The 22,442-nt window shown below is 62.0% G+C and carries 21 protein-coding genes; 3 read left to right on the plus strand and 18 right to left on the minus strand.

Annotated features, from left to right (window positions below):
- Nucleotides 1-74 precede the first annotated feature (74 nt).
- Genes AC6I97_RS21920 through AC6I97_RS21975 form a run of 12 tightly spaced genes read right to left on the minus strand, consistent with a single transcriptional unit; the run spans nucleotide 75 to nucleotide 11,638 of the window.
- On the minus strand, nucleotides 75-1,079 hold the full coding sequence (locus AC6I97_RS21920; RefSeq protein ID WP_497946780.1) for a sugar phosphate isomerase/epimerase family protein: 1,005 nt from the start codon (nucleotides 1,077-1,079) through the stop codon (nucleotides 75-77).
- A gap of 27 nt (nucleotides 1,080-1,106) precedes the next feature.
- A complete protein-coding gene (locus tag AC6I97_RS21925; RefSeq protein ID WP_497946781.1) occupies nucleotides 1,107-2,291 on the minus strand; it encodes a Gfo/Idh/MocA family protein in 1,185 nt (394 codons plus the stop codon).
- Nucleotides 2,288-2,686 carry a C-glycoside deglycosidase beta subunit domain-containing protein gene (locus tag AC6I97_RS21930; RefSeq protein ID WP_497946782.1) on the minus strand — a complete coding sequence of 133 codons (399 nt, stop codon included), beginning with the start codon at nucleotides 2,684-2,686 and terminating at the stop codon, nucleotides 2,288-2,290. The genes AC6I97_RS21925 and AC6I97_RS21930 overlap by 4 nt, the downstream gene beginning before the upstream one ends.
- 8 nt (nucleotides 2,687-2,694) lie before the next feature.
- Nucleotides 2,695-3,465, minus strand: a complete 771-nt coding sequence (locus AC6I97_RS21935; protein WP_224094053.1) for a nuclear transport factor 2 family protein — start codon at nucleotides 3,463-3,465, stop codon at nucleotides 2,695-2,697.
- 10 nt (nucleotides 3,466-3,475) lie between these two features.
- Nucleotides 3,476-4,501: a sugar phosphate isomerase/epimerase family protein gene (locus tag AC6I97_RS21940; RefSeq protein WP_497946783.1), complete on the minus strand. Its 1,026-nt coding sequence runs from the start codon at nucleotides 4,499-4,501 to the stop codon at nucleotides 3,476-3,478.
- Between the two features lie 18 nt (nucleotides 4,502-4,519).
- A complete protein-coding gene (locus tag AC6I97_RS21945; protein WP_224166253.1) occupies nucleotides 4,520-5,623 on the minus strand; it encodes a sugar phosphate isomerase/epimerase family protein in 1,104 nt (367 codons plus the stop codon).
- Nucleotides 5,620-6,015, minus strand: a complete 396-nt coding sequence (locus AC6I97_RS21950; RefSeq protein WP_224094049.1) for a C-glycoside deglycosidase beta subunit domain-containing protein — start codon at nucleotides 6,013-6,015, stop codon at nucleotides 5,620-5,622. Before AC6I97_RS21950 ends, AC6I97_RS21945 begins: the two co-directional genes overlap by 4 nt.
- 52 nt (nucleotides 6,016-6,067) lie before the next feature.
- The gene (carA, locus tag AC6I97_RS21955) at nucleotides 6,068-7,663 is read right to left on the minus strand and encodes a c-glycoside 3-oxidase CarA (protein ID WP_497946784.1); all 1,596 of its coding nucleotides are present in this window, start codon (nucleotides 7,661-7,663) and stop codon (nucleotides 6,068-6,070) included.
- The gene (locus tag AC6I97_RS21960; RefSeq protein ID WP_224094047.1) at nucleotides 7,660-8,436 is read right to left on the minus strand and encodes a TIM barrel protein; all 777 of its coding nucleotides are present in this window, start codon (nucleotides 8,434-8,436) and stop codon (nucleotides 7,660-7,662) included. The genes carA and AC6I97_RS21960 overlap by 4 nt, the downstream gene beginning before the upstream one ends.
- A 58-nt stretch (nucleotides 8,437-8,494) precedes the next feature.
- Nucleotides 8,495-9,331: a carbohydrate ABC transporter permease gene (locus AC6I97_RS21965; RefSeq protein ID WP_224094046.1), complete on the minus strand. Its 837-nt coding sequence runs from the start codon at nucleotides 9,329-9,331 to the stop codon at nucleotides 8,495-8,497.
- Nucleotides 9,332-9,333: 2 nt separating this feature from the next.
- Nucleotides 9,334-10,293, minus strand: coding sequence for a carbohydrate ABC transporter permease (locus AC6I97_RS21970; RefSeq protein WP_497946785.1), 960 nt, complete (start codon nucleotides 10,291-10,293; stop codon nucleotides 9,334-9,336).
- A 58-nt stretch (nucleotides 10,294-10,351) separates the two neighbouring features.
- Nucleotides 10,352-11,638, minus strand: a complete 1,287-nt coding sequence (locus AC6I97_RS21975) for an ABC transporter substrate-binding protein (RefSeq protein WP_224094043.1) — start codon at nucleotides 11,636-11,638, stop codon at nucleotides 10,352-10,354.
- 257 nt (nucleotides 11,639-11,895) lie between these two features.
- Here AC6I97_RS21975 and AC6I97_RS21980 point away from each other — a divergent pair, with 257 nt between their 5' ends.
- Entirely contained in the window at nucleotides 11,896-12,837 is a 942-nt protein-coding gene (locus tag AC6I97_RS21980) for a LysR family transcriptional regulator (protein ID WP_224094042.1), read from the plus strand.
- Between the two features lie 42 nt (nucleotides 12,838-12,879).
- Here the strand turns inward: AC6I97_RS21980 and AC6I97_RS21985 are convergent, their stop codons facing one another.
- The 4 genes from AC6I97_RS21985 to AC6I97_RS22000 form a co-directional block, all read right to left on the minus strand.
- A complete protein-coding gene (locus tag AC6I97_RS21985) occupies nucleotides 12,880-14,355 on the minus strand; it encodes a C-glycoside deglycosidase beta subunit domain-containing protein (protein WP_497946786.1) in 1,476 nt (491 codons plus the stop codon).
- Between the two features lie 25 nt (nucleotides 14,356-14,380).
- The gene (locus tag AC6I97_RS21990) at nucleotides 14,381-15,676 is read right to left on the minus strand and encodes a C-glycoside deglycosidase beta subunit domain-containing protein (RefSeq protein ID WP_497946787.1); all 1,296 of its coding nucleotides are present in this window, start codon (nucleotides 15,674-15,676) and stop codon (nucleotides 14,381-14,383) included.
- A gap of 91 nt (nucleotides 15,677-15,767) precedes the next feature.
- Nucleotides 15,768-16,691 carry an NADP-dependent oxidoreductase gene (locus AC6I97_RS21995; RefSeq protein WP_497946788.1) on the minus strand — a complete coding sequence of 308 codons (924 nt, stop codon included), beginning with the start codon at nucleotides 16,689-16,691 and terminating at the stop codon, nucleotides 15,768-15,770.
- A 51-nt stretch (nucleotides 16,692-16,742) separates the two neighbouring features.
- On the minus strand, nucleotides 16,743-17,315 hold the full coding sequence (locus AC6I97_RS22000; protein WP_309929946.1) for a TetR/AcrR family transcriptional regulator: 573 nt from the start codon (nucleotides 17,313-17,315) through the stop codon (nucleotides 16,743-16,745).
- 98 nt (nucleotides 17,316-17,413) lie between these two features.
- Here AC6I97_RS22000 and AC6I97_RS22005 point away from each other — a divergent pair, with 98 nt between their 5' ends.
- Both AC6I97_RS22005 and AC6I97_RS22010 read left to right on the plus strand, forming a co-directional pair.
- Nucleotides 17,414-18,691, plus strand: coding sequence for an MFS transporter (locus AC6I97_RS22005; protein WP_309929944.1), 1,278 nt, complete (start codon nucleotides 17,414-17,416; stop codon nucleotides 18,689-18,691).
- A gap of 196 nt (nucleotides 18,692-18,887) precedes the next feature.
- Nucleotides 18,888-19,319: a YybH family protein gene (locus tag AC6I97_RS22010; RefSeq protein ID WP_309929942.1), complete on the plus strand. Its 432-nt coding sequence runs from the start codon at nucleotides 18,888-18,890 to the stop codon at nucleotides 19,317-19,319.
- Here AC6I97_RS22010 and AC6I97_RS22015 read toward each other — a convergent pair.
- Nucleotides 19,316-20,710, minus strand: coding sequence for an MFS transporter (locus tag AC6I97_RS22015; RefSeq protein ID WP_309930241.1), 1,395 nt, complete (start codon nucleotides 20,708-20,710; stop codon nucleotides 19,316-19,318). The two genes, AC6I97_RS22010 and AC6I97_RS22015, sit on opposite strands and share 4 nt — an antisense overlap.
- Before the next feature lie 280 nt (nucleotides 20,711-20,990).
- Nucleotides 20,991-22,280, minus strand: coding sequence for an adenylosuccinate synthase (locus tag AC6I97_RS22020; protein WP_224094034.1), 1,290 nt, complete (start codon nucleotides 22,278-22,280; stop codon nucleotides 20,991-20,993).
- Nucleotides 22,281-22,442 lie beyond the last annotated feature (162 nt).

The following is a 22,442-nucleotide window of genomic DNA, read 5'->3' on the forward strand; positions in this document are numbered from 1 at the left end:
CGCGCACCGGGATCCTTACGGTCACACTCCTGCCTGGGGCTGCGCGGCCACACACGCGACCGCATGGTGGTCCCTTACTTGGTGCTGAAAGCGGCGTCGAAAGCCGCAGCGGACTGCTCATAGGAGGAGAGCTTCCTGACGAAGCCCAGCGCCTCGGGGGCACCGACCAGGCGATCCATTCCGGCGTCTTCCCATTCGACGGACAACGGGCCTTTGTAATCAATGGCGTTCAGCATCCGGAAGGCGTCCTCCCAGGGAACATCTCCGTGGCCTGTTGAGATGAAATCCCAACCCCGACGAGGATCGGCCCAGGGCAGGTGCGAGGACAGCCGGCCATTCCGGCCGTTGCCGAGGCGCTTCTTCGTGTCCTTGCAGTGCACGTGGTAGACGCGATCGCGGAAGTCCCAAAGGAATCCGACGGGGTCGATGTCCTGCCAGACCATGTGGCTGGGGTCCCAGTTCAGGCCGAAGGACTCCCGGTGGCCGATCGCCTCCAAGGTCCTCTGCGTGGTCCAGTAGTCGTAGGCGATCTCGGACGGATGCACTTCATGGGCGAAGCGAACACCCACCTCGTCGAAGACGTCCAGGATGGGGTTCCACCTGTCCGCGAAGTCCTGGTATCCGGCGTCGATCATCTTTTCACTGGCCGGCGGGAACATGGCCACGTACTTCCAAATAGACGAGCCCGTAAAACCCGTGACCGTCTTGACGCCAAGCTTGGCGGCCAGCCGGGCCGTGTTCTTCATTTCCTCGGCAGCACGGCGTCGCACGCCTTCAGGATCACCGTCGCCCCACACGACATCCGGGAGGATGTCCCGGTGCCGCTGGTCGATTGGATCGTCGCAGACCGCTTGTCCCTTGAGATGGTTGGCGATGGTCCATACCTTCAGGCCATTGCGTTCCAGGATGTCGAGCTTGTCCTGGACGTAGGCGTCGTCGTCCCATCGCCACGGGTCAAGGTGGTCGCCCCAGCACGCGATTTCAAGCCCGTCATAGCCCCACTCTCCAGCGAGCCGGGCGACCTCTTCGAACGGCAAATCCGCCCACTGCCCAGTGAACAGGGTGATTGGTCGTGCCATGTCTTTCGTCCTTCCTACGCCTGGGACCTACGCCTGGACCGGAACGTCGGCGGCGACGCGGGTCCATGCAGAATCGTTGTTGGAGCTGCGTTCCACGGCGTCCAGTACACGCTGGACCCGCAGGCCATCGGCAAATGTGGGGTGCGGGTCCGTGTTCCGGACAATGCCCTCCACCAGGTCCTTGACCTGGTGTGAGAAGCCATGCTCGTAGCCCAACATGTGTCCGGCCGGCCACCAGGCTGCCACGTAGGGGTGCACGGGTTCGGTGACCAGAATCTTCCGGAATCCCTGCTGGTCGGCAGGGGCGGTCCGATCGTAGAACTGGATGCTGTTCAGGTCTTCGAGGTCGAAAGCCAAAGCACCCTTGTCCCCGGAAATCTCAATCGCGAGCGCATTCTTTCGCCCGGTCGCAAAACGCGTGGCCTCGAAGGAGGCAAGCGCCCCGGACGCCAAGCGGCCCGTGAAGATGGCGATGTCATCCACGGTGACTTGCCCGTAGCCGGCAGCGGCCTTTCCGGAGAGCCCCGATCCGCTGCCAAGCAGCGGCCTCTGTTTGACGATCGTGTCCAGCACACCGGATACCTGTTCCACGTCCATGCCGGTGACGAACTCCACCAAGTCAATGGCGTGGGCTCCGATGTCCCCCAACGCGCCGGAACCCGCGTGCTCTTTCTGGAGCCGCCATGCCAACGGCATGTCCGGATCCACCAGCCAGTCCTGGCGGTACGAGGCACGGACGTGCGCGATCCGGCCCACCACGCCCTCGGCGATGAGCTGACGCAGGAACGTCACGGCCGGAACCCGACGGTACGTGAAACCCACCATGGCCTTCACACCCCGCGCAGCGGCACGGTCAGCAGCCGCAGCCATCGTCTCTGCTTCGGCCACGGTGTTGGCCAGGGGCTTCTCGCACAGGACATGCTTGCCTGCATCCAACGCGGCAATGGCGATCTCCGCATGTGAATCGCCGGGCGTCACGATGTCCACGACGTCGATGTCGTCGCGCGCGATGACCTCGCGCCAGTCCGTTGCCGATTCGGCCCAGCCCCATTTACTGGCGGCTTTTGCTACGGCGGCGGCATCACGGCCCACGATCACGGCCATCTCGGCGTCGGCCGGAAGGTCGAAAACCCGGGGAGCCGTTCGCCAGCCTTGTGAGTGGGCTGCTCCCATGAACCCGTACCCGATCATGGCCACCCGCAGGCTTGTCATGCGAGCACAACCTTGCGCTCTACCGCCACGCGGTTGCCCACGTAGTGCATGGGTGCGATCTGCATGTAAAGCAGGCGCAGGGTGAGGGTAACCTCGACGTCGATCTCCTCACCGGAGTCGGGCACGCGATCCATGGGGATGATGATGTCCGGCTTGTCAGCGACGAACCAAAGGGTCTCCCACTGGTCCGGGAGTTCCTCGATCGAATATGAGTGTCCCTGCAGCTCGAACCGCAGCGCAGACTTGGGGATTTCCACGCCGTTGACCGTGGCTGCGACGTCGTCGACGGCGGAGAGCCACAAGCTGCGGTACCAAGGCAACTGCACGGAGACAGAGATACCCTCGGGGTGCCGGCGGACGTCAGCGTCCTGGAAAAGGGAGTTGTGGGTTGCCATGATGATCCTTACTCAAAAGTCTCGGTGAAGGTTGGGTGGGGTATGGGCGGCTGCGGCTCCAGTGTCTGCCTGGCCGATGGGTTGTACGGGTGGTACTCGGCTGGCACCGGCTCGTCCGCAGGCGGCATGAAAACGGGTTTGCCGTCGTCGCCGAAGTACATAAGGTCCAGGGCGAAGGCGTGCTGGTTCTTTTCCGCGAAGCTGATCCAGTTTTCTTCGAAGGGCGCCCGCAGGAGTTCGTAGCAGCGGAACTTCCAGATCTTCCATTCACCGTCCTGGCGGAGGAAGTCCACGGCGTACTTGCACCAAACCCAGTGGGCCCAGACCTTCTTGCCTTGTACTTCGCCTGGCGAGTACATGTAGTCCGGACTTTCCTTTGCCACCTCGGGATCCGTCAGCCCGGATTCGTTGCCGGTCATGATCCATACGCCCTTGGCGGTTTCGCCGTCGCCCGCGACTTCGATGACCGGGGTTGTGGTGTAGTGCAGGATCAGCTTTCCTACGGGATTCGGGCGGTTCCGGTGGTAGCGGATGACACTTTCGTAGTCCGTGTACTGGCCCGCGTTGGTGTACCTGGCGCGGATTCCGGGAGTTCCCGGCTTTACCCACAGGGGAATGATCTGCTCGTCCTGGAATGCGTTGTGCAGGTACATGTAGCGGTTGAAGAGGTTCTCGATCTCGCCGCGGTCGTTCGCGCGGCGTGCCAAGCGCCGGGCTTCCTGCAGTTCCATCCGGAGCTGCTGGATCTCCGCGCTGAGGTCCGTATCGATTGCTGGCATGGATGCCTCCCTAGGCCGGTACTACGGAGTCTTCAATGGCGCGCCGCATGAGTGCGTGCTGCTTCTTGACAAGGTCGATCGGGTCCGATTCGCCGAGGTCGGCAAAGGCGTGGCCCTCCCATTCGCTGGACAGGAAGCCTCTGTAGCCGCCCTTGACGAACTGGCGGACAATGCGCGGAATGTCCATGGCCGGCTCATTGCCGTTCTCGTCAATGTCGTAGAACTTGGCGTGCACGTGGAACATTTGCGGCATGATGTCCAGCCATTCCTCGGGTGCCACCAGGCCATGCATGTTGAACGCCAGGCGGGTGAACGGCCCCAGGTTTGCGGGATCGAAGTTGTTGGAGCGGAGGTAGTCCTCGAATTCCTGGTTGCGTTCCTGCATCGGCAGCGGCTTTCGCCAGATGTCCTGCATGACTGCGAAGTGCTCTTCCGGCAGCCCCATTTGCGTGAGCGTCCGGAACAGCGTGGGCGACAGGCTGTGCATGGTCGAACTGAAGTCAGCCGTGAAACCAAGGCGGTCGCTGCCGAGTTCGTCGTACATCTCCCGGATCTGGAGGATCTTGGGATCGTTCGGACCCTGGGGTGCGTGGATTTCGTAGCCGAGCTTCTGGTCGTACTTCTCAGCGAGGGGCAGCAGTCGGCGCAGCAGTTCCTTGCCTGCCGAACGGATGACGATCCTGTGGAAGCCGAGCGTGTTCGCGGTCTTCAGCTGACGCGCAAAGAAGTCGAATTCCTCGTCGGGAGTCATGTCCCGGTCCTTGCGGCGGCCCATGTCCAGGTTGGTTCCCACAGCGCTGGGGGTCAGCCCGTACCTGTCCATGCTGTCGCGCCAGAGCTTGACGAAGTCGTCGTCGACATCAGGGTAGGTGCGCAGCATCTGCGCGATATTGAATTCGACGCCGGGACCGAGCCCTTCGTCGGCCACGGCCTTGATGAGCGTCTCGGGAGTGTAAAGGCCTGCTGCAAATTCAGAGGTCAGTGAGTAGAGGGTGATGCCAAGCTCGATGCCCGAGCCTGCGATGCCTGTAGACATGGTGGTTATCCGTTCTTATCAGCCGAGGACCGGCTGGGTGAGGTGGCTGTTGAGGATGCTGCGGGCTTCGGCAGGATCCGTGATGATCCTCGAACCGGCGTTGGCAGCGGCTGAACGCTGGATGGCCTGTTCGCCACGGATGATCTCGAAGGGGTCCTGCCAGTTGTTCCAGTGCCACCCCTCGTATTCGCTGGAAATCGCGCCGGAGTAGCCGTTCTCGACGAGCAGGCGGACGAGGTCGCGGACGGGAACGGAAGGTTCCTCGCCGTTCTCGTCGATGCCGAAGAACTTGCCGTGCACGTGGCGGACGAACGGCATGATTTCCAGCCAGGTATCAATGGGGGCCGGGCCAAAGAGGCCGGTTCCATTGATCGCGAAGTCGATGCCCAGGTCCGGACGACCGTTGCGGGCGGCCAGGCCAATGAAGGCTCCGAAACGTTCGCCGTGGGCCTTCTCGGTGGTGGGTGGGCCTTCTGCGTAGAAGCCGTTCCACATGGCCACAACCTGCTGGAGCAGCTCTTCGGAGGCGCCCCGGCGCCGGTAGGCCTCAAGGAGCGACGGCGCGAAGCCGCTGACCGTGGCACCCCAGTCGGCCGTGAAGCCAAGGAGCGGGGAGCCCAACTTGTCGAAGCGGTCGCGCAACGCAAGGATCAGTTCGTGGGCACCGTGCTGGTGTGCGTGGACTTCAAGCGCCAGGGTGACACCGTACTTTTCGGCCACCGGCAACAGGCTTTCCATGGCATCGGGCGTCAGGGAGATTTGGACGCGGGCGATCGGGAAGCCCAGCCTGGAGGCGACCTCGATTTGCTTGCGCATGTACTCCACAAGCTCGTCGTGGTTCATGAGGCGGTCCCTGCGGATGCCCGTGTCAACGTTGACGGCCAGTGAGGTGGGAAGCAGTTCCACTTCGGAAACGAGATCACGGAAGCGGCCTACGAACGAGTCATCGATCCGGTCCGGGAAGCCCCGCAGGCTTGAGAATCCAATGATTTCAAGACCTGGCCCAAAACCCTCTGCAGCTACCTTGCGGATCAGGCCGTCAAGGTCGTACTGCCGGCTATGGAAAGCGCGGGTGAAGCTGTAAAGGGTAACGCCCTGAATGGGAGTGCCGAGGCCGGTCATCGCTGTCCTACCTTCATGGTCTTGGTGTCGTTCTCTTCGATGTGCAACACGCCGTGGTCAGTGGTGATGTAGGGGATGTAGAGCTTGAGGTCCACCCGTACTTCGTGGTCCGCCTCCGGATCCGTCAGGGGCAGCTCGCCAGAAAGAACTGCCGAATCCAGCGGAAACCACCACTCATCCGTCTCCTCCACCAGCTCGCCAAAGCTGAAGGTGCGGTTGTTCATGGTCCAGCGCAACGACTCCTCGGGAGCGGCCACACCGTCGATGGTGAGCGCGGCCCCGGCAATGCAGGAACCCGGCAGGGCCCGGTACCACGGGATACGGACTTCGACGGCGGTTCGGTCGCCTTCAGTGGTGAGCGTTCCCTGCTCGATCATGCGGTCGGCAATCATGGGATCTCCTTGTCTTGCTGCGGGGCTTGAGGCTTCCGCAGCGACTTCTTCCTTATTTAGTAATTCTATTGTCTGATTCTGACATAAGTAAAGAGTTGTCCAGCTCTTCTGCGATTTTGCGGGCTCCACGCACGGCAAGGGCGACAGCGGTCAGCGTTGGATTACAGGCCGTCGCAGTAGGAATAACCCCGTTGCCGGCAACGAAAAGCCCCGCGGCTCCCCAGACTTCGCTATCCGGAGAGCAAACACTTTCCCCGTCGTCTGCACGGCCCATGCGCGTCGAGCCCTGATAGTGCAGTGATGCGCCCGGTGGCAGCGCGAAGGGACGTTCGTCCAAGGGACGTCCCACTGCCTTCCCAAGCCGCACAATCTCCGCCTTTGCCCGCTCGATCACCTCATGATCGCGCGCCGTCAGGCGGTAATGGATGCGCATGGCCGGCATTCCGTAAGCGTCCCGGACGTCATCATCAAAGGCCACGCGATCCTCGCGCTGTAGATCCTTGGCGCAGAACAGCCCCAGGCCAACGATCGAACCGGGCACCACGGGATCGTCGTCAGCCAATGGCACCGGCGAGGCATCCAACTGCATAATCTGGCCGTGGAAAGGGACATCATCGGTGTACGGAACCCAGGCCACGCCGCTTTGCTGCGTGAGCCCGCCGCGGCCTTGCGCCGCTTCCTCCGGCGCCGCTTCCTCCCGCGGCGCTTCCTCCTGCGCTGGGGCCGTGACGCCTTCCAGTCGACTGGCAAATACCACCTGCGGTTGATCATTGAGGTAGCGGCCCAGTGCCTTCGGCCGGATACCCGAAGCCCAGAGCAGCTGAGGGGTCCGCAGCGCATCCGCCGCAACCACCACGAAGCGCGCCGCGACCGTATGGCTCCCGCCAGTCCGGCGGTCCTGGACTTCGACGCCCGCAACCCTGCCGCCGTCGAGCATTACTTTGGTGACCAGCGACTCGTCGAAGAGTTCAAAGCGCGGATTCTGCCGGGTTGCCTCGCCCATGACGACGTCGGCACCTGACCACATGAGTCGGCCGTCGGCTTCGCGGTGGACCGCAAGGGGCATGGGCTGGACGCGCAGGGCGGGCTCACGTCCCTCGTCGACAACAGCCGCCAACCGCCCGCGGACGAGATCCGAGAAGGGAGCGCCGTCAAAGGCGTGGGTCGTGACGCCCAGGAGACGCTCGGCGTCGTCCAGCAATCCGTCCATGTCCTGAATGAAGCTGATGCGCTCCTTGCCTGAAGGGCGGGGGCACGCCGCAGTCCAGTGCGCCCCCATACCACCGACGTTGCTGGACATTGCGGCAACGGGCATGCCGTCCTCGCCGGGGAAGGCATAGCCCTCACTGAGCAAGTAGGTTCCTGGCCGCGCCCTGCGTTCGCCGCTTTTCACGGCACCTGGCGAGTTCACGGTCGCCGCGCCCGCGCCCGGGCCTTCGGAAGCAAGCTGCGCGGCGGCGCGAACATGCTCATCAGCGATGTTCTTCACATGTGCGCCCGGAGGATTGCTGACGGTTGGGCCCACCTCGAACATTGCGATGGTGGCCTCAGGCGCTTCCTCGCTCAGGATTCGCGCATAGGCGGACGCCGTAGGACCGCTGCCGACGATTACAACGTCAACCGCCGGGGGGTAGGACCGCTGACTCACCGGGCGGCCACCAATTCCTGGATGCGTCGGACGGACTTCGCGGAATCGATGGTTGGGTAGTATTCGAGTCCGATCGGCCCGCTGTAACCGCTGGCCTCCAGGTCTCCCAGCCGCGCGTTCCAATCGATCGAACCGGAACCCGGCTCGCCACGGCCCGGCGCGTCCGCGATTTGAACGTATTTGATGAGGTCGCCCGCATTGGCCAGTTCCGCGGCCACATCCTCGCCTTCAACGGTGGAGTGGTAGAGGTCGTACAGGACTCCGAACCCGGGCGAATTCACGCCGCGCGCGATGTAGACTGCCTCCGACGTCCGGTCCAGGAGGGCCCCGGGATGGTCCACGCGCACGTTGACGGGCTCCAGGACCAAGGTGATGCCGGACCCCTGGATGTGGTTCACGCCCTTGGTGAAGATCTCGATGAGCTCATCGAGTTGGTCCTGTCGCTTGCGGCCGCCAAAGCCTGTTCCGCTTCCAACCACAATGCGTGGGCAGCCAAGCTGGCGCGCAACCTCGACGCCGGCATCGAGCCCCTCGTAAAAGGGTTCGTGGTTTTTGGGAGGGATCATGAACTGCATCCGCGGCTCCGCCAGCTGGGCGGTGAGCTGCACTCCGGTCTCCTCCAATGCGGCCTTGAGCGCGGGGATGTCCTTGCCCGTTGGACCCCACATCTCAACGGCATCGAATCCCGCCGCTGCCGCCGCACGCACACGATCAGCGGCACTTTCGCCTGCTTCAGCGAACAAAAGGTCGATATTCGGCGCAAGTTTAAACATGGTTATCTCCTGGAAGTAAGGGGTGTTTTCTAAAACATGGGGTGGTGGACGGCGTCCGTTAGCCCTTCAGGCCGCCGGAGAAGCCTTGGATGAAGCGCTTCTGGGCGAAGAGGAACAACGCGAGGATGGGAATCATGGACACGATCACGATTGCGAAGATGGAGTTCCACTGCGAGACCAGGGAGCCGATGAAGTAGTACATCGCCACAGGCAGCGTCTGGTTGCTGGAGCCACCCAGGAAGATCAGCGAAGTGAAGAAGTCGTTCCACACGATCAGTCCGGCGAAGATGGTCACAGTGCCCGTGGCCGGAGCCATCATCGGGAAAACTACTTTGGAGAACACCTGCGTTTTGCTGGCGCCGTCAATGGTGGCTGCTTCTTCGTAATCCGTACCCAGGCCGCGGAAGAAGTTGGAGTACAGGAAGATGGACAGGGGCAGGAGCATGCCCGTGTATAGGACGATCAGGCCCCAGGCCGAGCCCGTAAGACCCAGGGAACGCGCGCCCATGTACAGGGGAACCGCCCCCAACTGGCCTGGCAGGATGATGGCGATCAGGAACAGGTAGTAGGCGCCCTTGCTCCAACGGCGGGTTGACCGTGAAATGACGTACCCAGTGATGGACCCAAGGGCGATCAAGCCAAGGATGCTGCCGGTGGTGATGATGACACTGTTCACCAGGCCAAGCACCACATTTGAATTGCCTTGGGCCGTCAGGACGGCGGTGAAGTTGCTGAAGTCAGGGCTCGACGGCGGTGCCAGCGGCGAGGTCGTGTAGATCTCACCATCGGACTTCAGTGCAGTGGTCACCAGGAAGTAGAACGGGGAAAGAAAGAGGAGGGCCAATGCCCACAGACCGATTTCGCGGAGAACGGTGAGTTTTGTGTAGCGGAACATTGTTAGTCCTCGGGGTTCGATCGCGTCAGCCGCTGCTGGATTACGGCGAAGAACAGGATGATGACGGCCAGCACCAGGGCCAGGGCGGCGCCGCCGCCGAAGTTGCCGAGCGCAAATGCCTGCTTGTAGACCTGCGTGGCAAGGGTTTCCGTGGCGCCTGCCGGGCCTCCGCCGGTGAGCGCCATGATGGGGTCGAAGACCCTGAGCCCCTGAACAATGCCCAGGGTTGATGCGATGGCTACGGCCGGACGGATAGCTGGAAGGGTGACGTTCCAGAAGCGCTGCCACATGTTGGCGCCGTCGATGGCTGCGGCCTCCTCGATTTCTACGCGAACGCCCGCCAGGCCTGCCATGAAGATCACCATGGCGAAACCGGTGCTGCCCCAGACCAGGACAATCAGTACTGTCCAGATGGCCCATTGCGGGTCCGCCAACCACGGCTTGGCCAGGTCACCAGCGCCGATCGAGGCGAGGAAGACATTGATGGGACCGTCGAAATCGAAGATGTACTTCCAGATGTAGGCCGTTGCCAGCGGGCTGAGGACCACGGGCATGAAGAACAACGTACGCAGTACGTACCGTGTCTTTATTACCCGGTTCAGGCCCAAGGCGATGAAGAGGCCGGCAACGTTGCTGATAAATACGGAGGAAAAGGCCAGGAAGAGGGTATTAAGCAAGGCCCCGAGCTTGGTCGGATCCTTGAAGATTGCCTCGAAGTTTGCCAGGCCAACCACTTTGAAGGAGCCGATACCGGTCCAGTTGGTGAAGGCGAAGTAGCCGCCAATTCCGGTGGCTACGTAGTGGATGGCGATGACGAGGGCGATCCCGGGGAGCGCCCACCACCAGTGGCCGAACTGCAGGGACCCACCCCGGGAACGGACCTTTCGGGCCGCTCCCGGGTTTCGCCTGCCTCGCCGGGAAGCGTCAGCTGCTTCGGTTTTCGATTGCATCGTCGCAGTCATGGTAATCCTTGCTCGTCCCTTTGAGTCGTCGGAACTTCGGTGGGGTTCTTATCTGGTCTTAGCCCCAGGCCGCATCCATGGCCTGCAGCACCTGGTCAACCGACTTCTGGCCTGTCAGGAGACCCTGAACACCCGTTGCGAGGGCATCGTAGACAGAGGAGTTCGGCCACTGGCTGTTGGGAAGCGGACCGTACTTGCCGTCCTTGATGAGGTCCCCGACGTTCTTGTAAGCGCCGGATGCGTAGTCGTAGCTGTCCAAACCGCTAACGGGAAGTGCGCCATCAATCTCCGCGAACGCCTTGGTCTGCTCAGGTTCGGCAGCCCAATCAAGGAAGGCCTTGGCAGCATCCTTGTTCTTGGAAGCGGCATTGATGGAGAAGGAGTAGTTCGCGCTGGCGTAAACGAAGCCCTTGTCGGAGCTCTGCTCGGACGGAAGCGCGCGGACTGCAAAGTCGGAATTAGCCGCTGCCGTCTTGAGCTGCTTCCACGAAGGAGCAGGGATGAAGCCGGCAAGGGAAGAGCCACTCGCGAGGCCCTTGGTGATGGCGTCGAAGCCGGCGCCCGCTGCGCCCTTCTGGAAGCAACCTGCTTCGTTGAGCTTGACGACGGCCTGCAGCGCGTCCTTCCAGCCTTGGGAGTCGGCGAAGGTGGTTTCCTTACTCACACGCTTTTCGTTCCACTTGGGATCCTCAGCGTAAACCCGGGAGGCCGCCAGGGACATGGCCATCAGGCCGGTGTTGGGTGCGGCTGAGCCGGCCAGGGCAAAGAATGACTTGCCGGAAGAACTCAGCGAGGAGCACTGCTTTTCCAAGGACGAGAAGTCGCTGGGGAAATCGGAGACACCGGAGGCCTTGGCTGCGGTCTCGTTGGTCACCAGCCCGACGACGGTCATTTCGGCAGCCTGCCCGTAGACCTTGCCATCCTTGCCGAACAAGGCTTCACTGCCCACTGGAACCAACTTCTTGGCCGAATCATCCAGGGGTTCCAGGAAGTTTGCATCGACCAGCGGAAGGATGCTTCGGCCTGTTCCCGATCCGGGCGACGTCACAATGACGTCCGAGGCGTTGCCGGCTTGCAGTTGTGTGCGGACGGTCTGGTCGTAGGAATCGTTCGGCTGCGCATTGAACGTGATCTTCACGTCCGGGTGCGCTGCCATGTACTGCTCGCCAAGCTTCTGGAACGGGCTCTCAATGGTGTTGGAGGTAGCGAACGTCAAGGAGAACTCCTTGGAACCTCCCGCGCTGCCGGCGGTGGTAGAGCCTGAGCAGCCTGTCAGTGCAAGTGCAGCAGCGGTTGGGATGACGAGAACGCCGAGCTTCAGTCCTCGAAAGCGGTGCTGTGTCATTTTCAGCCTTTCTGACTTCTTTGTCTTATCGGGAGCGCCGTGACCCCCGTCACTCATCAGTATGCACGGCATTTGCCAGAAAGACACATAAGTATTTCGGATGCCGCACATAAGTACGGCTGTTTCGGGTAAAGGCATGACCCTCGTATCTCTGTGAGGCGCTTCAGGACCACAGCGGAAACGTCATCAGGGCCGTGGATACACTGGTCCTGCTACGCCTTCTGTTTCCCAAGGCCCCGACTCAAAGGATTGCCGTCGTGACGGACCACGCCCTGCTTTCCAGGCTCGACCTCAACCTGCTGACGTCCCTGGATGCCCTCATTACCGAACGCAGCGTGACCCGTGCGGCCGAGCGCCTCCATTTGAGCCAGCCAGCCTTGAGTGCTTCATTGGCCCGCCTCAGGAACCACTTTGGCGATCCGATCCTTGCCCGCCGGGGGAACACCTACGAGCTAACTCCGTTCGCCCTAAGGCTGGCCGAGCACACCACATTGGCCCTCGACGCCGCCCGCCGCGTCTTCGAGAGCCAAGCCAGCTGGGAACCCAATGAATCGGCGCGGGAGTTTTCCATCTATGGATCGGACTACGGTTTCACCACGGTTGGGCGGGTTGTTTCGGAACTCGCAGCGGAGCGTGCCCCGGGAGTCCGCTTCCGGTTCATGCTTCACAATCCCGTGGTGGTCGAGGACGCTGCCAACCGCTTGAGGGCGGCAGACGGCATGGTGATTCCCCACGGGATCCTCACGGGCCTCCCGTTCGTGGATTTGTGGCGCGACGATTGGCTTGCCGTGGTTTCAGAAACCAACCAGGAAGTGGGCGAGGAGGTCTCCATGGACAACATCGCCAACTTGCCGTGGGTCATGACCTATCAGTCGCGCTCAGCATTCACGTCCGCCGAGCGCCAAATTCAGCAGTTGGGCATTGAGCCGCGCGTGGAAGTAGTGGTGGAGAGTTTCCAGGCACTCCCCCACTTCGTCGCAGGAACAAACAGGATCGGGCTCATCCAGGCAGCCCTTGCCCCCATTGCCCGTCGCTTGGGCGGCGTCCGGATCCTGCCGCTGCCGTTTCCGGCAACACCGTTGGTCAACGCCCTGTGGTGGCATCCGGTCCACAACGCCGACTCCGAGCACATTTGGATGCGCGGCCTCTTCGAAGAAGCCGCCGCGATCGTCGCTGCCGAAACCGAGCCCAAAGCGTAGAGCCCGGCCGGAGAACCGGCCGGGCTGCAGGGAGCTCGTGCGTCAGACCTTGGCCACCGCGGCACGCATGCTGCGCCTGATGAGGTCATGCTGCTTCCGAACCAGCAGTAAGGGATCCACCTCACCCAACTCGGCGAAGGCATGCCCTTCCCATTCACTGGACCAATACCCCCGGTACCCGCCTTCCACGAACACGCGGACGAGTTCCGGGTAATCGATGGCGGGTTCGTTGCCGTCGTCGATGTCGTAGAACTTCGCGTGCACGTGCATGATCTGCGGCATGATGTCCGCCCAATCGCCCGGGCTGACATGTCCGTGCATATTGAAAGCGAGGTGCGCGAAGGAGCCGAGCCGGGCGGGATCAAAGTCCCGGCTCCGGAGGTACCCGATGAACTCTTCCTGGCGCTCCCGCATTGAGGCATCCGTGGACCAGATGGCCTGCAGGCGCTCCAGCGCTTCTTCATCGAGTCCGGCCCGCGAAACGGCCCGCAACAATGTTGGAGACATGCTGTGCATGGTGGACGAGAAATCGGCCACGAAGCCCAGCAAAGGAGAATCCAATTCGTCGTAAACGTCCCGGACTTTCATGATCTCGGGGGAATTCGGACCCAAGGGAGCATGTATCTCGTACGCCAGCTTGAGCTCCAATTGTTCGGCAAGAGGGAGTAGGCGGCGCAGCAGCTCCGGCTTGGCACTCTGGATCCGGACCAGCGGGAATCCCAGCTTCTTTGCCCCGCGGAAGAGCGTCTCCGTAAATTCGTATTCTTCGTCCGGGGTCATATCGCGGTCCCGACGGCGGCCCATGTCCAGGTTGGCACCGAAGGAGCTGGCCTCGAAACCGTGTTTGTCGAAGGCTGCATGCCAGGACTTGGCGAAGTCATCGCTCACTGTGGGGTAAGTGGGCAGCACCTGGGAAGCGACAATTTCGATGCCGGGTCCGATTCCGAGCTCCGCCACCCTGTTCAGCAACCCATCGAAGTCGTACCATCCTGCCCGGAACTCCGCACTTGCCGAGTAGAGGGTCAAGCCCAAGGAGAACGGATCCTCGTCCGCTTTCGGCGGTGGTGGCGTGACCGGCGTCGTGGTTTCAGGCGCGGGTGCGTCGCGGTCCACGACTGTCAGCTCAAGGGCCTGGCTGACGAAGTTGGGCACGTACATACCCGGCCCGCCATCCTGTCCAGCCGCGATCTGCATGTATGGAAGGCGCAGCTCACCGAAGATTCGGATGGTGTGCTGCTCCCCCGGTTCCACAGGTACCGGCCGACGCGCAATAAGCCGCGGGTGCTCCTGCAGGAACCACAGGGTTTCAGCTTGCGCCGGAAGTTCCGCCAGGGCGTACGTCTTTCCGCCAAGCTCGAAGGAGAGGTCCTGCTGCGGAACCTCCTCACCGTCCACTGTCAGCTTCATGGTGGAGACGGATGAGAGCCAGAGGCTCCGGTACCAGGGAAGGGTCAGCGACAAAGCGAGGCCTTCGGGGTGGGCTCGCAGGCTGTCTTCTTGAATCAGTCCGTTGGGCATTTGTTTCTTCTCTTACTTTGGGTGGTCAGGCGAGTTCGGATGCGATCTTGCGGATCAGCGAATGCTGGCGGCGAACCTGCTCAATGGAGCGCCAAGGGGTCCTCTCGCCCTCGTACTCGCTGGACAAGTAGCCGTTGTATCCAGCGTCGTTCAGGGCCTTGAGGACGGGACGCCACGGAATCTGCTGGTCTTCCAGGTGTTCATCGATGTCGTGGAACTTGGCTTGGACAAACACGACGTACTGCGCGACGTCGGCAAAGTCTGCCGGATCCACTCCGATGCCGTCGAGGAAGGCAGGCCTGGTTTCCCTGGTCTCACCCTCCCGCAACGGGATGGGCCGGTCCTGGAAGATTCCAGTGTCGATCAACAGGCCAAAGTTCTTGGTTCCCGTGCGTTCGATGAGGGCAATGTAATCGTCCACCACCGGGTGCTTGATGGGCGTGGGCGAGTGGATTTCGGGGCAGATAACCACCCCCAGTTCATGGGCAAGATCCAGGGAACGCTCCACGGACCCGGTCCAGATGGGGTCCGGGATCAGGTCGCTGGAGACAACTCCGATCTTGGGACGGACGAAACCAAAGCCCAGACGGTTGGCCAGCCTCAGGTCACGCTGCAACGCGGCGGCACCCTCCTGGGCAGTCATGTGCCGGCCGGGGTGTAGCCGCGTATCGATCCACGAGCCGTAATTGGTCGGCTCGAGCGAGTACTTCTCCAGCAAGGCGAACCACTGGTCAATCCAGGCGGCCGTGGGCTCCGGATAGTTGGGCACATGGCCCTCCCCCAAAATCTCGACGCCGGTGGCGCCGATATCTGCCACCGCCGCCAAGGCGGTTTCAAGGTCCAGGACCGTTCCGTAGTCATGCATGAAGCTGTAGAGGGATACGCCATATTGGAACACGCCGCCTCCGCCGCCTTCCGGCGCCAGTGTGATGTGCCGGGAAGCGCGGTGCACAGTTGGCTGATGCTCGATCGGGATGTAGGACATGCGGAGCTTCAACTCGATGTGCACATCATGGACCCCTTGCGGGAGCCCTCCCTCCAAGGGCACAGTCACCGTTGCGGCTTCTTCCAGCTGCCAGCGCACCCCTTCGCTCGCCCAGAGTTCACGGAGGGTGTATGTCTTCCCGCCCAGGGTCCAGAGCGGGACCTCGGCAGGTACGTCCACATGGTTTCCTACCCTGACGGAGATGCCGTCGATGAGGGAGGCCGCCATGCCGCGATAGGAAGGCATGCGCACCCTGAACTGAAATCCAGTAACGCGGTCACCTTCGTGGACATTGCGGAAGCCAGTGGCTTGAAGGAGGTCTCGTTCAAGAAGCATCTTTGCTCTTTCCTAGGTGGGATAGGAAGAGCATAACCTACTTAGGTATGAATTGAACATAAGTAAGCTTGGATCAAACTGAACTCGCGGACTAAGACCCCACTCTTACTACGATCTTGCCGCGTGTATGTCCCTCCATGTTGAGCCGGAAGGCATCCGCAGCCTTGGCTAAGGGAAGCGTCTCCGCCACCTCTACCCGGATCCCATGTTCATCTACCAGGTCAGCGAGCTGCTGCAGTTCGGCACCGACGGGATTCACCCACATCCAGGTTCCACCATGCGCCTCCACCTCACTGTCTGCAATGGATGCATGCCGGCCTCCTTCGGACAGGACCTTCAGGGTCGCCTCGAGGTTTCCACCCACAAAGTCCGCCACGACATCAACACCATCAGGCTGCAAGGCCCGCACCCTCCCGACAAGCCCTTCACCGTACGCAACAGGTTCCGCGCCAAGCGAGCGGAGAAAGTCGTGGTTCTTTGGGGACGCTGTCGCGATTACCCTCGCGCCGAGCGCCGCGGCGATCTGAACACCGAGGGATCCGACCCCGCCAGAACCGCCATGGATCAAAACCGTCTCGCCTGTTTTGAGCCCGAGACGATTGAGTACCTGGAAAGCTGTGAGCCCGGCCAAAGGAAGTCCGGCCGACTCGTTCCAATCCAGGGAGTCCGGCTTCCTGGCGAGAAGCCGCTCCGGGAGCGCAATGTATTCAGCAAAACTTCCGCCGTGAACGTAGTCCTTGCGGCCATAGGCAATGACCTCATCCCCGGGCTGAAATTGTGGGGCGTCAATTCCCACCGATTCCACAACGCCCGCCACGTCCCAGCCCGGAATGGCCGGGAACTGAAGGTCCATGAAGGAGTCCAAGTAGCCGGCCATGATCTTCCAGTCGACCGGATTTACCGACGCCGCCTTCACCTTCACCAGGACCATACCTGGACCCACTTTGGGCATCGGCTGATCAGTCAGCTCCAGGACGTCCGGGTTTCCGTACTCGCTATAGGTAATTGCCTTCATGGTTAGCGACAACTGCCTGCTCCGCGAGCCTATTCCTATCGGAGCCCAATGTCAGAGGGCGCGGGGTGCGTTTTCCAGAACCATGGAAGCCAGCTCCTTGGCCAACCGGACAGCCCCCGGCTGGGCGTCCAGGTGCGAATTAGAGACCGCCCCGTCATAGAGCAGGCGGATGCGCGCTGCGACATCTGCCGGATCGGCAAACCGAGCCTCTTCGCAGAGCGAGAGGATTGCGTCGGAAAGCCAACCGCGAAACGTTTTCAGGGCTTCAGCCTCGACGCTTCCCGGAAGGGCTTCTGCGTTGGCATTGGCAAACGGACAACCTTTGTATCCGGGCGAGGTCACCGCTTCGTGAAGGGAGTCAAAGATGGCCAGCAATTTCGCCGTGGGCTCGTCAAGCCCGGCCTGATGCCTGGCTATGCGTTCGCGCCGTTGACGGTCGCGGCCCTCCAGGTAGGCGGCAACAAGATCGTCCTTGCCCGAAAAATTGTAGAAGAGCGAGCCCTTGGCTACGCCTGCCTCTTCGATGAGGCGGTCAATGCCAACGGTGTGGACACCCTCGGCATAAAACAACTTGTCTGCGGCATCGAGGAGACGCTGCCGAGCCGGAAGCTTGGTGGAGGCCATGCACAAAGCATATCAGACAGATCTGTCTAAAAGTTCTTGACTTTATTGCACAGACCTGTCTAACTGGCATTAGACCGTTCTGTCTAAGGAGTCTTCACTTGTCCCGTACATTGTCGCCATCCCGCCCTTCGCGGCCGCCCCGCACTTTTCCAGCCAAAGCGGCTTTCCCCGGGCTTGCGTTGGTCTTCGCCGCATTCTTTTTCGCGGCCGGGGCACCCACGCCATTGCTCTCGCTCCGCCAACAGGAGTGGGGCTTTTCGGCCGGCACCCTTAGCCTTGCCTTCGCCATCTACGCAATAGGCCTGTTGGCAGCGCTGCTGGTGGGAGGCTCACTTTCGGATCACCTTGGCAGGCGCCCCGTCATGCTGCTTGCGCTCTACACCGAGCTGAGTGCCATGATCGCCTTCATGGTTGCATCCACCATTACCTGGGTAATCATCGCCCGGGCCCTCCAAGGAATCGCCACTGGCATTGCGACCGGCGCATTCAACGCAGCCATCGCCGAGCAGGCACCGTCCCACCTTAAGAAGCTCGCTGGCGGCCTTGCGGGCGCGTCGGTGGCTGGTGGTCTTGGCATTGGAGCCCTCATAACGGGCGCCGCGGTTCAGTTCACAGCGGACGCCAACCTGCTCATTTTCGCCATTCTCACCGGCGTAATGATCCTCGGCATCGTCTTTGTCAGCTTCACCTCCGAGACGGCAGTGAAACGCCCAGGTGCAGTCCGTTCCCTCACCCCGCGCCTGAGCATTCCCGGCAAAATACGCCGAGAGTTCGCCGCAGGCCTCCCCCTTCACATCGCCGGGTGGATGTTTCCAGCCTTCTTCCTTGGCCTCTCGCCAGTGCTGCTCCGGCTCCACTTTGCGCTGGACGGTGGCCTGGTGGCGGGTTTCACCGCTTTCCTTGGCCCGTTCTCAGCCGCGGTGGCAACCTTTGCATTTGGCCGCCATCCCGCCCGACACAGCTCACTGGCCGGGGTCTCCTTCATTCTGCTCGGGATCCTGGCGGTCCTCTTCGGAATCAATGCAACCTGGCTGCCCGCGGTCTGGATTGGGGCAGTACTGGGCGGAATTGGGTTCGGCGGATCGTTCGGTGGACAGATCCGGCTGATCGCACCGCACATTCAGCCGCATCAGCGCGCCGGCGTATTCGCCAGCATTTACGCGGCCGCCTACCTTGCCTTCAGTCTGCCAGTGATCATCGCCGGCCAACTCGCACCCGTGTGGGGCCTCGTGCCAACTTTGCTTGCATACGGAGTGACCCTCTCTGCCTTCGCTGCCGTGGGCATCGTCATCCAAGCGGTGCTGTTGAAGTCTGAGTCCACTCCCAAGCCTGCCCCGGCGCGATCCACAGTGACGGCCAGCAGCCGGCCGGATTAATACCTGCCGCCGACTTTGTGGGAGTACGACGGCGGGCGGCCGCTCATCAGCGCAACGCCGCCTGCCGCCGTCGAGCGTTCCACACCGGATGCTTCACGTCCGTTGACCGTCCGTTTCCGTTGACTGGCCGTTTCCGTTGACTCGCCGTTGCTCAGGGAGGACGCTGTGAGAAACCCGCCCTTGTGGAGGAGGAACCATGGATCCCCGGGAGGAATTCCTTGCATGGGCTGAACCTGCCCTGCATGCTGCGGAGGCCGCTCTTGTCACTGGGGACCCCTCGCGCCGCATTGAAATGTGGTCCCACCGGGAGCCAGTAAGCCTGTTTGGAGCAGTGGGCGTCTCCACCGCAGGGTGGACCCAGCTGGAACCGACATTTCGGCGGGTAGCAGCCCGGCTTGCAGGAGGCCGAGACGTCACGTTGGACGTTATGGCGTTCGACGTCGTGGGAGACATGGCGTACACCGCCGCCATAGTCCGCTTCACCGGCACAATTGACGGAAGCGCTCCCCGCCCGTTCGCTCTTCGAGCCACCAGCGTCTTCCGACGCGAGGACGGTGAATGGAAAGTCATCCACGAACACACCGACTTCGTCAGCCCGGAAGACACGGTGCCCAGCGGCCGGTCCTAATCCTGCGAGGGCGCAACGACGGTCTTGGCAGCTGTCTGGGCCGTGATGGAACTGTCCGCCTTGGAGGGCATGGCGACGACGGCAATGACCGTAAGCACGGCACTCACCAGCACGGCCAGGAAGACAGCGGTGGAAGCGGACACCGTTGTTTGCGGATCGGGGCCGCCGCTGGGGCCGCCTGCGTAAATGGCATTGGCGATCGCACCGTAAACGGCCACACCAATCGAACTACCGATGGAACGGGCAAAAAGATTCGTGCCGGTAACTACCCCGCGTTCGTTCCATTCAACGCTCGCCTGCGCCGCGATCAGGCTCGGCGTCGCGACCAACCCGAGTCCCAGGCCAACAATGAAGCAGGCCACGGCCACCAACAACACGTTGGGTGATGAGGCGGTGAGGGCAAGCACGGCAGCGCCGATGACCGTCACGGAAATACCGATCAAAGCCGTCCTTCGGAACCCGATCCGGAGGTAGAACCGGCCAGCCTGGGACGCGCTGATTGGCCAGCCGATCGTCAAGGCTGCCAAAGCGAGTCCGGCAAACACCGGGGAAGTCGCCAGCGCTCCTTCAAGGAACGTTGGGACGTATGAGGTGAGACCAAGCATGGCTGCGCCGACGCCAAAGGAGATCAACGCCGTCGTCACCAGTAGCCGGCGGGAAACAACCCACGGTGGGAGGACAGGCTCAGCCGCCTTCCTTTCAACGAAGAGGAAGGCGACGAACACCAAGGCCCCGACGGCAAAGACCGTGATGCTTATGGAGGAGTTCCAAGGCCAGGCTTGGCCGCCCTCAAGCGCTCCCAGGATGAGCAGGCTCAACGCGACCGTCAGGAGCCCTGCTCCCAGGTAATCGACCCGGTGTTTCGTCCGCTCGACGTTCTCGTGGAATGTGCGGACCAGCATCCATCCGGCCAGAAGACACAGCGGGATGTTGATGAAGAAGATCCAGCGCCAGATGCCAAGCGAGGAAAAAATGCCACCCAGCGTCGGTCCCACCACGGAAGAAACGGCCCAGACGCTCGCGAGGTAGCCTTGGACTTTCGCCCGCTCAGCGAGTGTGTAAATATCCCCGGCGATAGTGATCGACACCGGCTGCACGGCTCCGGCGCCCAGGCCCTGAAGCACACGGAAAGCGATGAGGGCGGGCATGCTCCAAGCCAGCCCGCACAAGATGGAACCCAGGAGGAACAGGCCGATCCCGCTGAGGATGATCGGCTTGCGGCCTACCACGTCAGATAGTTTGGCGTAGACGGGCACGGAGACGGCCTGCGCCAACAGGTAGGCCGAAAAGAGCCAGGGAAAAGACGTGAAACCGCCGATGTCATCCACAATCGACGGCACCGCCGTGGCAACTATCGTCGCATCAATGGCCACCAGCCCGGTCGAGAGCATTAGGGCAATGAGGATGGGTCCCCGGCCGGAACGGAACCCGACTCCGTCGGCAGTAGTTTCTGTAGTCACTTATCCCGTCCCGTCGTCATCTCGGCGTGTTCGCGAACATAGCTTTCGGCCCCGAATGGCGTAACCGCGAGGGCCGCCGAAATAGTCCCGGGGCACGAACCGGAACGCCCTCCGTCGATCAGCGGAGGGCTGGCAATAACGACGGCGGGCCATCCGCTGGCTCCAACGTGGAACCAGGGGTGACCCGCCGTCGTCGTAAATTCAGAAAAATCTAGTCGTTGATCAGATCGTGAACCACGATGGTCTGGTCCCGGTCAGGGCCGACGCCGATGGCCGAGAAGCGCGTGCCGGAGAGTTTTTCCAAGGCCAGCACGTAGTTGCGGGCGTTCTCCGGAAGGTCTTCGAGCGTGCGGGCGCCGGTGATGTCCTCGGTCCAGCCGTCGAAGTACTCGAAGATCGGAACTGCGTGGTGGAACTCGGTCTGCGTCATCGGCATTTCATCATGGCGGACACCGTCAACATCGTAGGCAACGCAAACCGGGATCTGCTCGATGCCCGTGAGGACGTCCAGCTTGGTCACGAAGTAGTCAGTGAAGCCGTTGACGCGGGAAGCATGGCGGGCCAACACGGCGTCGTACCAACCGCAGCGGCGGGGACGGCCGGTGTTCACACCGAATTCGCCACCCGTCTTCTGCAGGTACACACCCATCTCGTCGAAGAGTTCCGTGGGGAACGGGCCGGCACCAACGCGTGTGGTGTAGGCCTTGATGATGCCGATGGAACGGGAAATCCGCGTGGGACCAATGCCCGAACCAACGGAAGCACCGCCCGCCGTCGGGTTGGATGAGGTGACGAACGGGTACGTGCCGTGGTCAACGTCCAGGAACGTGGCCTGGCCACCTTCCATGAGTACAACCTTGCCCTCGTCCAACGCGTTGTTCAGCTCCAGCGTGCTGTCGATAACCAGCGGGCGCAGGCGCTCAGCGAAGGAGAGGAAGTACTCAACGATCTCATCCACCACGATGTCGCGGCGGTTGTAGACCTTGACCAGGAGTTCATTCTTCTGGCGCAGCGAACCTTCCACCTTCTGGCGGAGGATGGATTCGTCGAACACGTCCTGGACGCGGATGCCCAGGCGGGCAACCTTGTCCATGTAAGCCGGCCCAATGCCACGACCCGTGGTACCGATGGCACGGCTGCCGAGGAAGCGCTCCGTGACCTTGTCCAGGACCTGGTGGTATGGAGCCACAAGGTGTGCGTTGGCCGAAACGCGCAGGCGGGACGTGTCCGCGCCACGGGCCTCAAGGCCGTCAATTTCCTGGAAGAGTGCCTCGAGGTTCACCACACAGCCGTTGCCAATAATGGGAATGGCATTGGGGCTCAGAATGCCCGCGGGAAGGAGCTTCAGCTCATACTTCTCACCGCCAACCACCACGGTGTGCCCGGCGTTGTTACCGCCGTTGGGCTTGACCACGTAGTCAACACGGCCACCGAGCAGATCGGTAGCTTTGCCTTTGCCTTCGTCGCCCCACTGGGCTCCGACGATCACGATAGCGGGCATGGGATCCTCCCCCATTCTTTCGGGCGAGACCAAGCCGGATGGCCAGGACTCGACGCCGTACATGAGAATGCCCCGACCTACCGGTGCAGCCTGCCGCGGGCGGCGGCGTACGCAAGAGTTTCGGGGCTCTTACCAGCCAAGTTTAGCCGATGGGGCTTCAAA

It is taken from the genome of Arthrobacter sp. TmtSoilC48 (assembly GCF_059739425.1).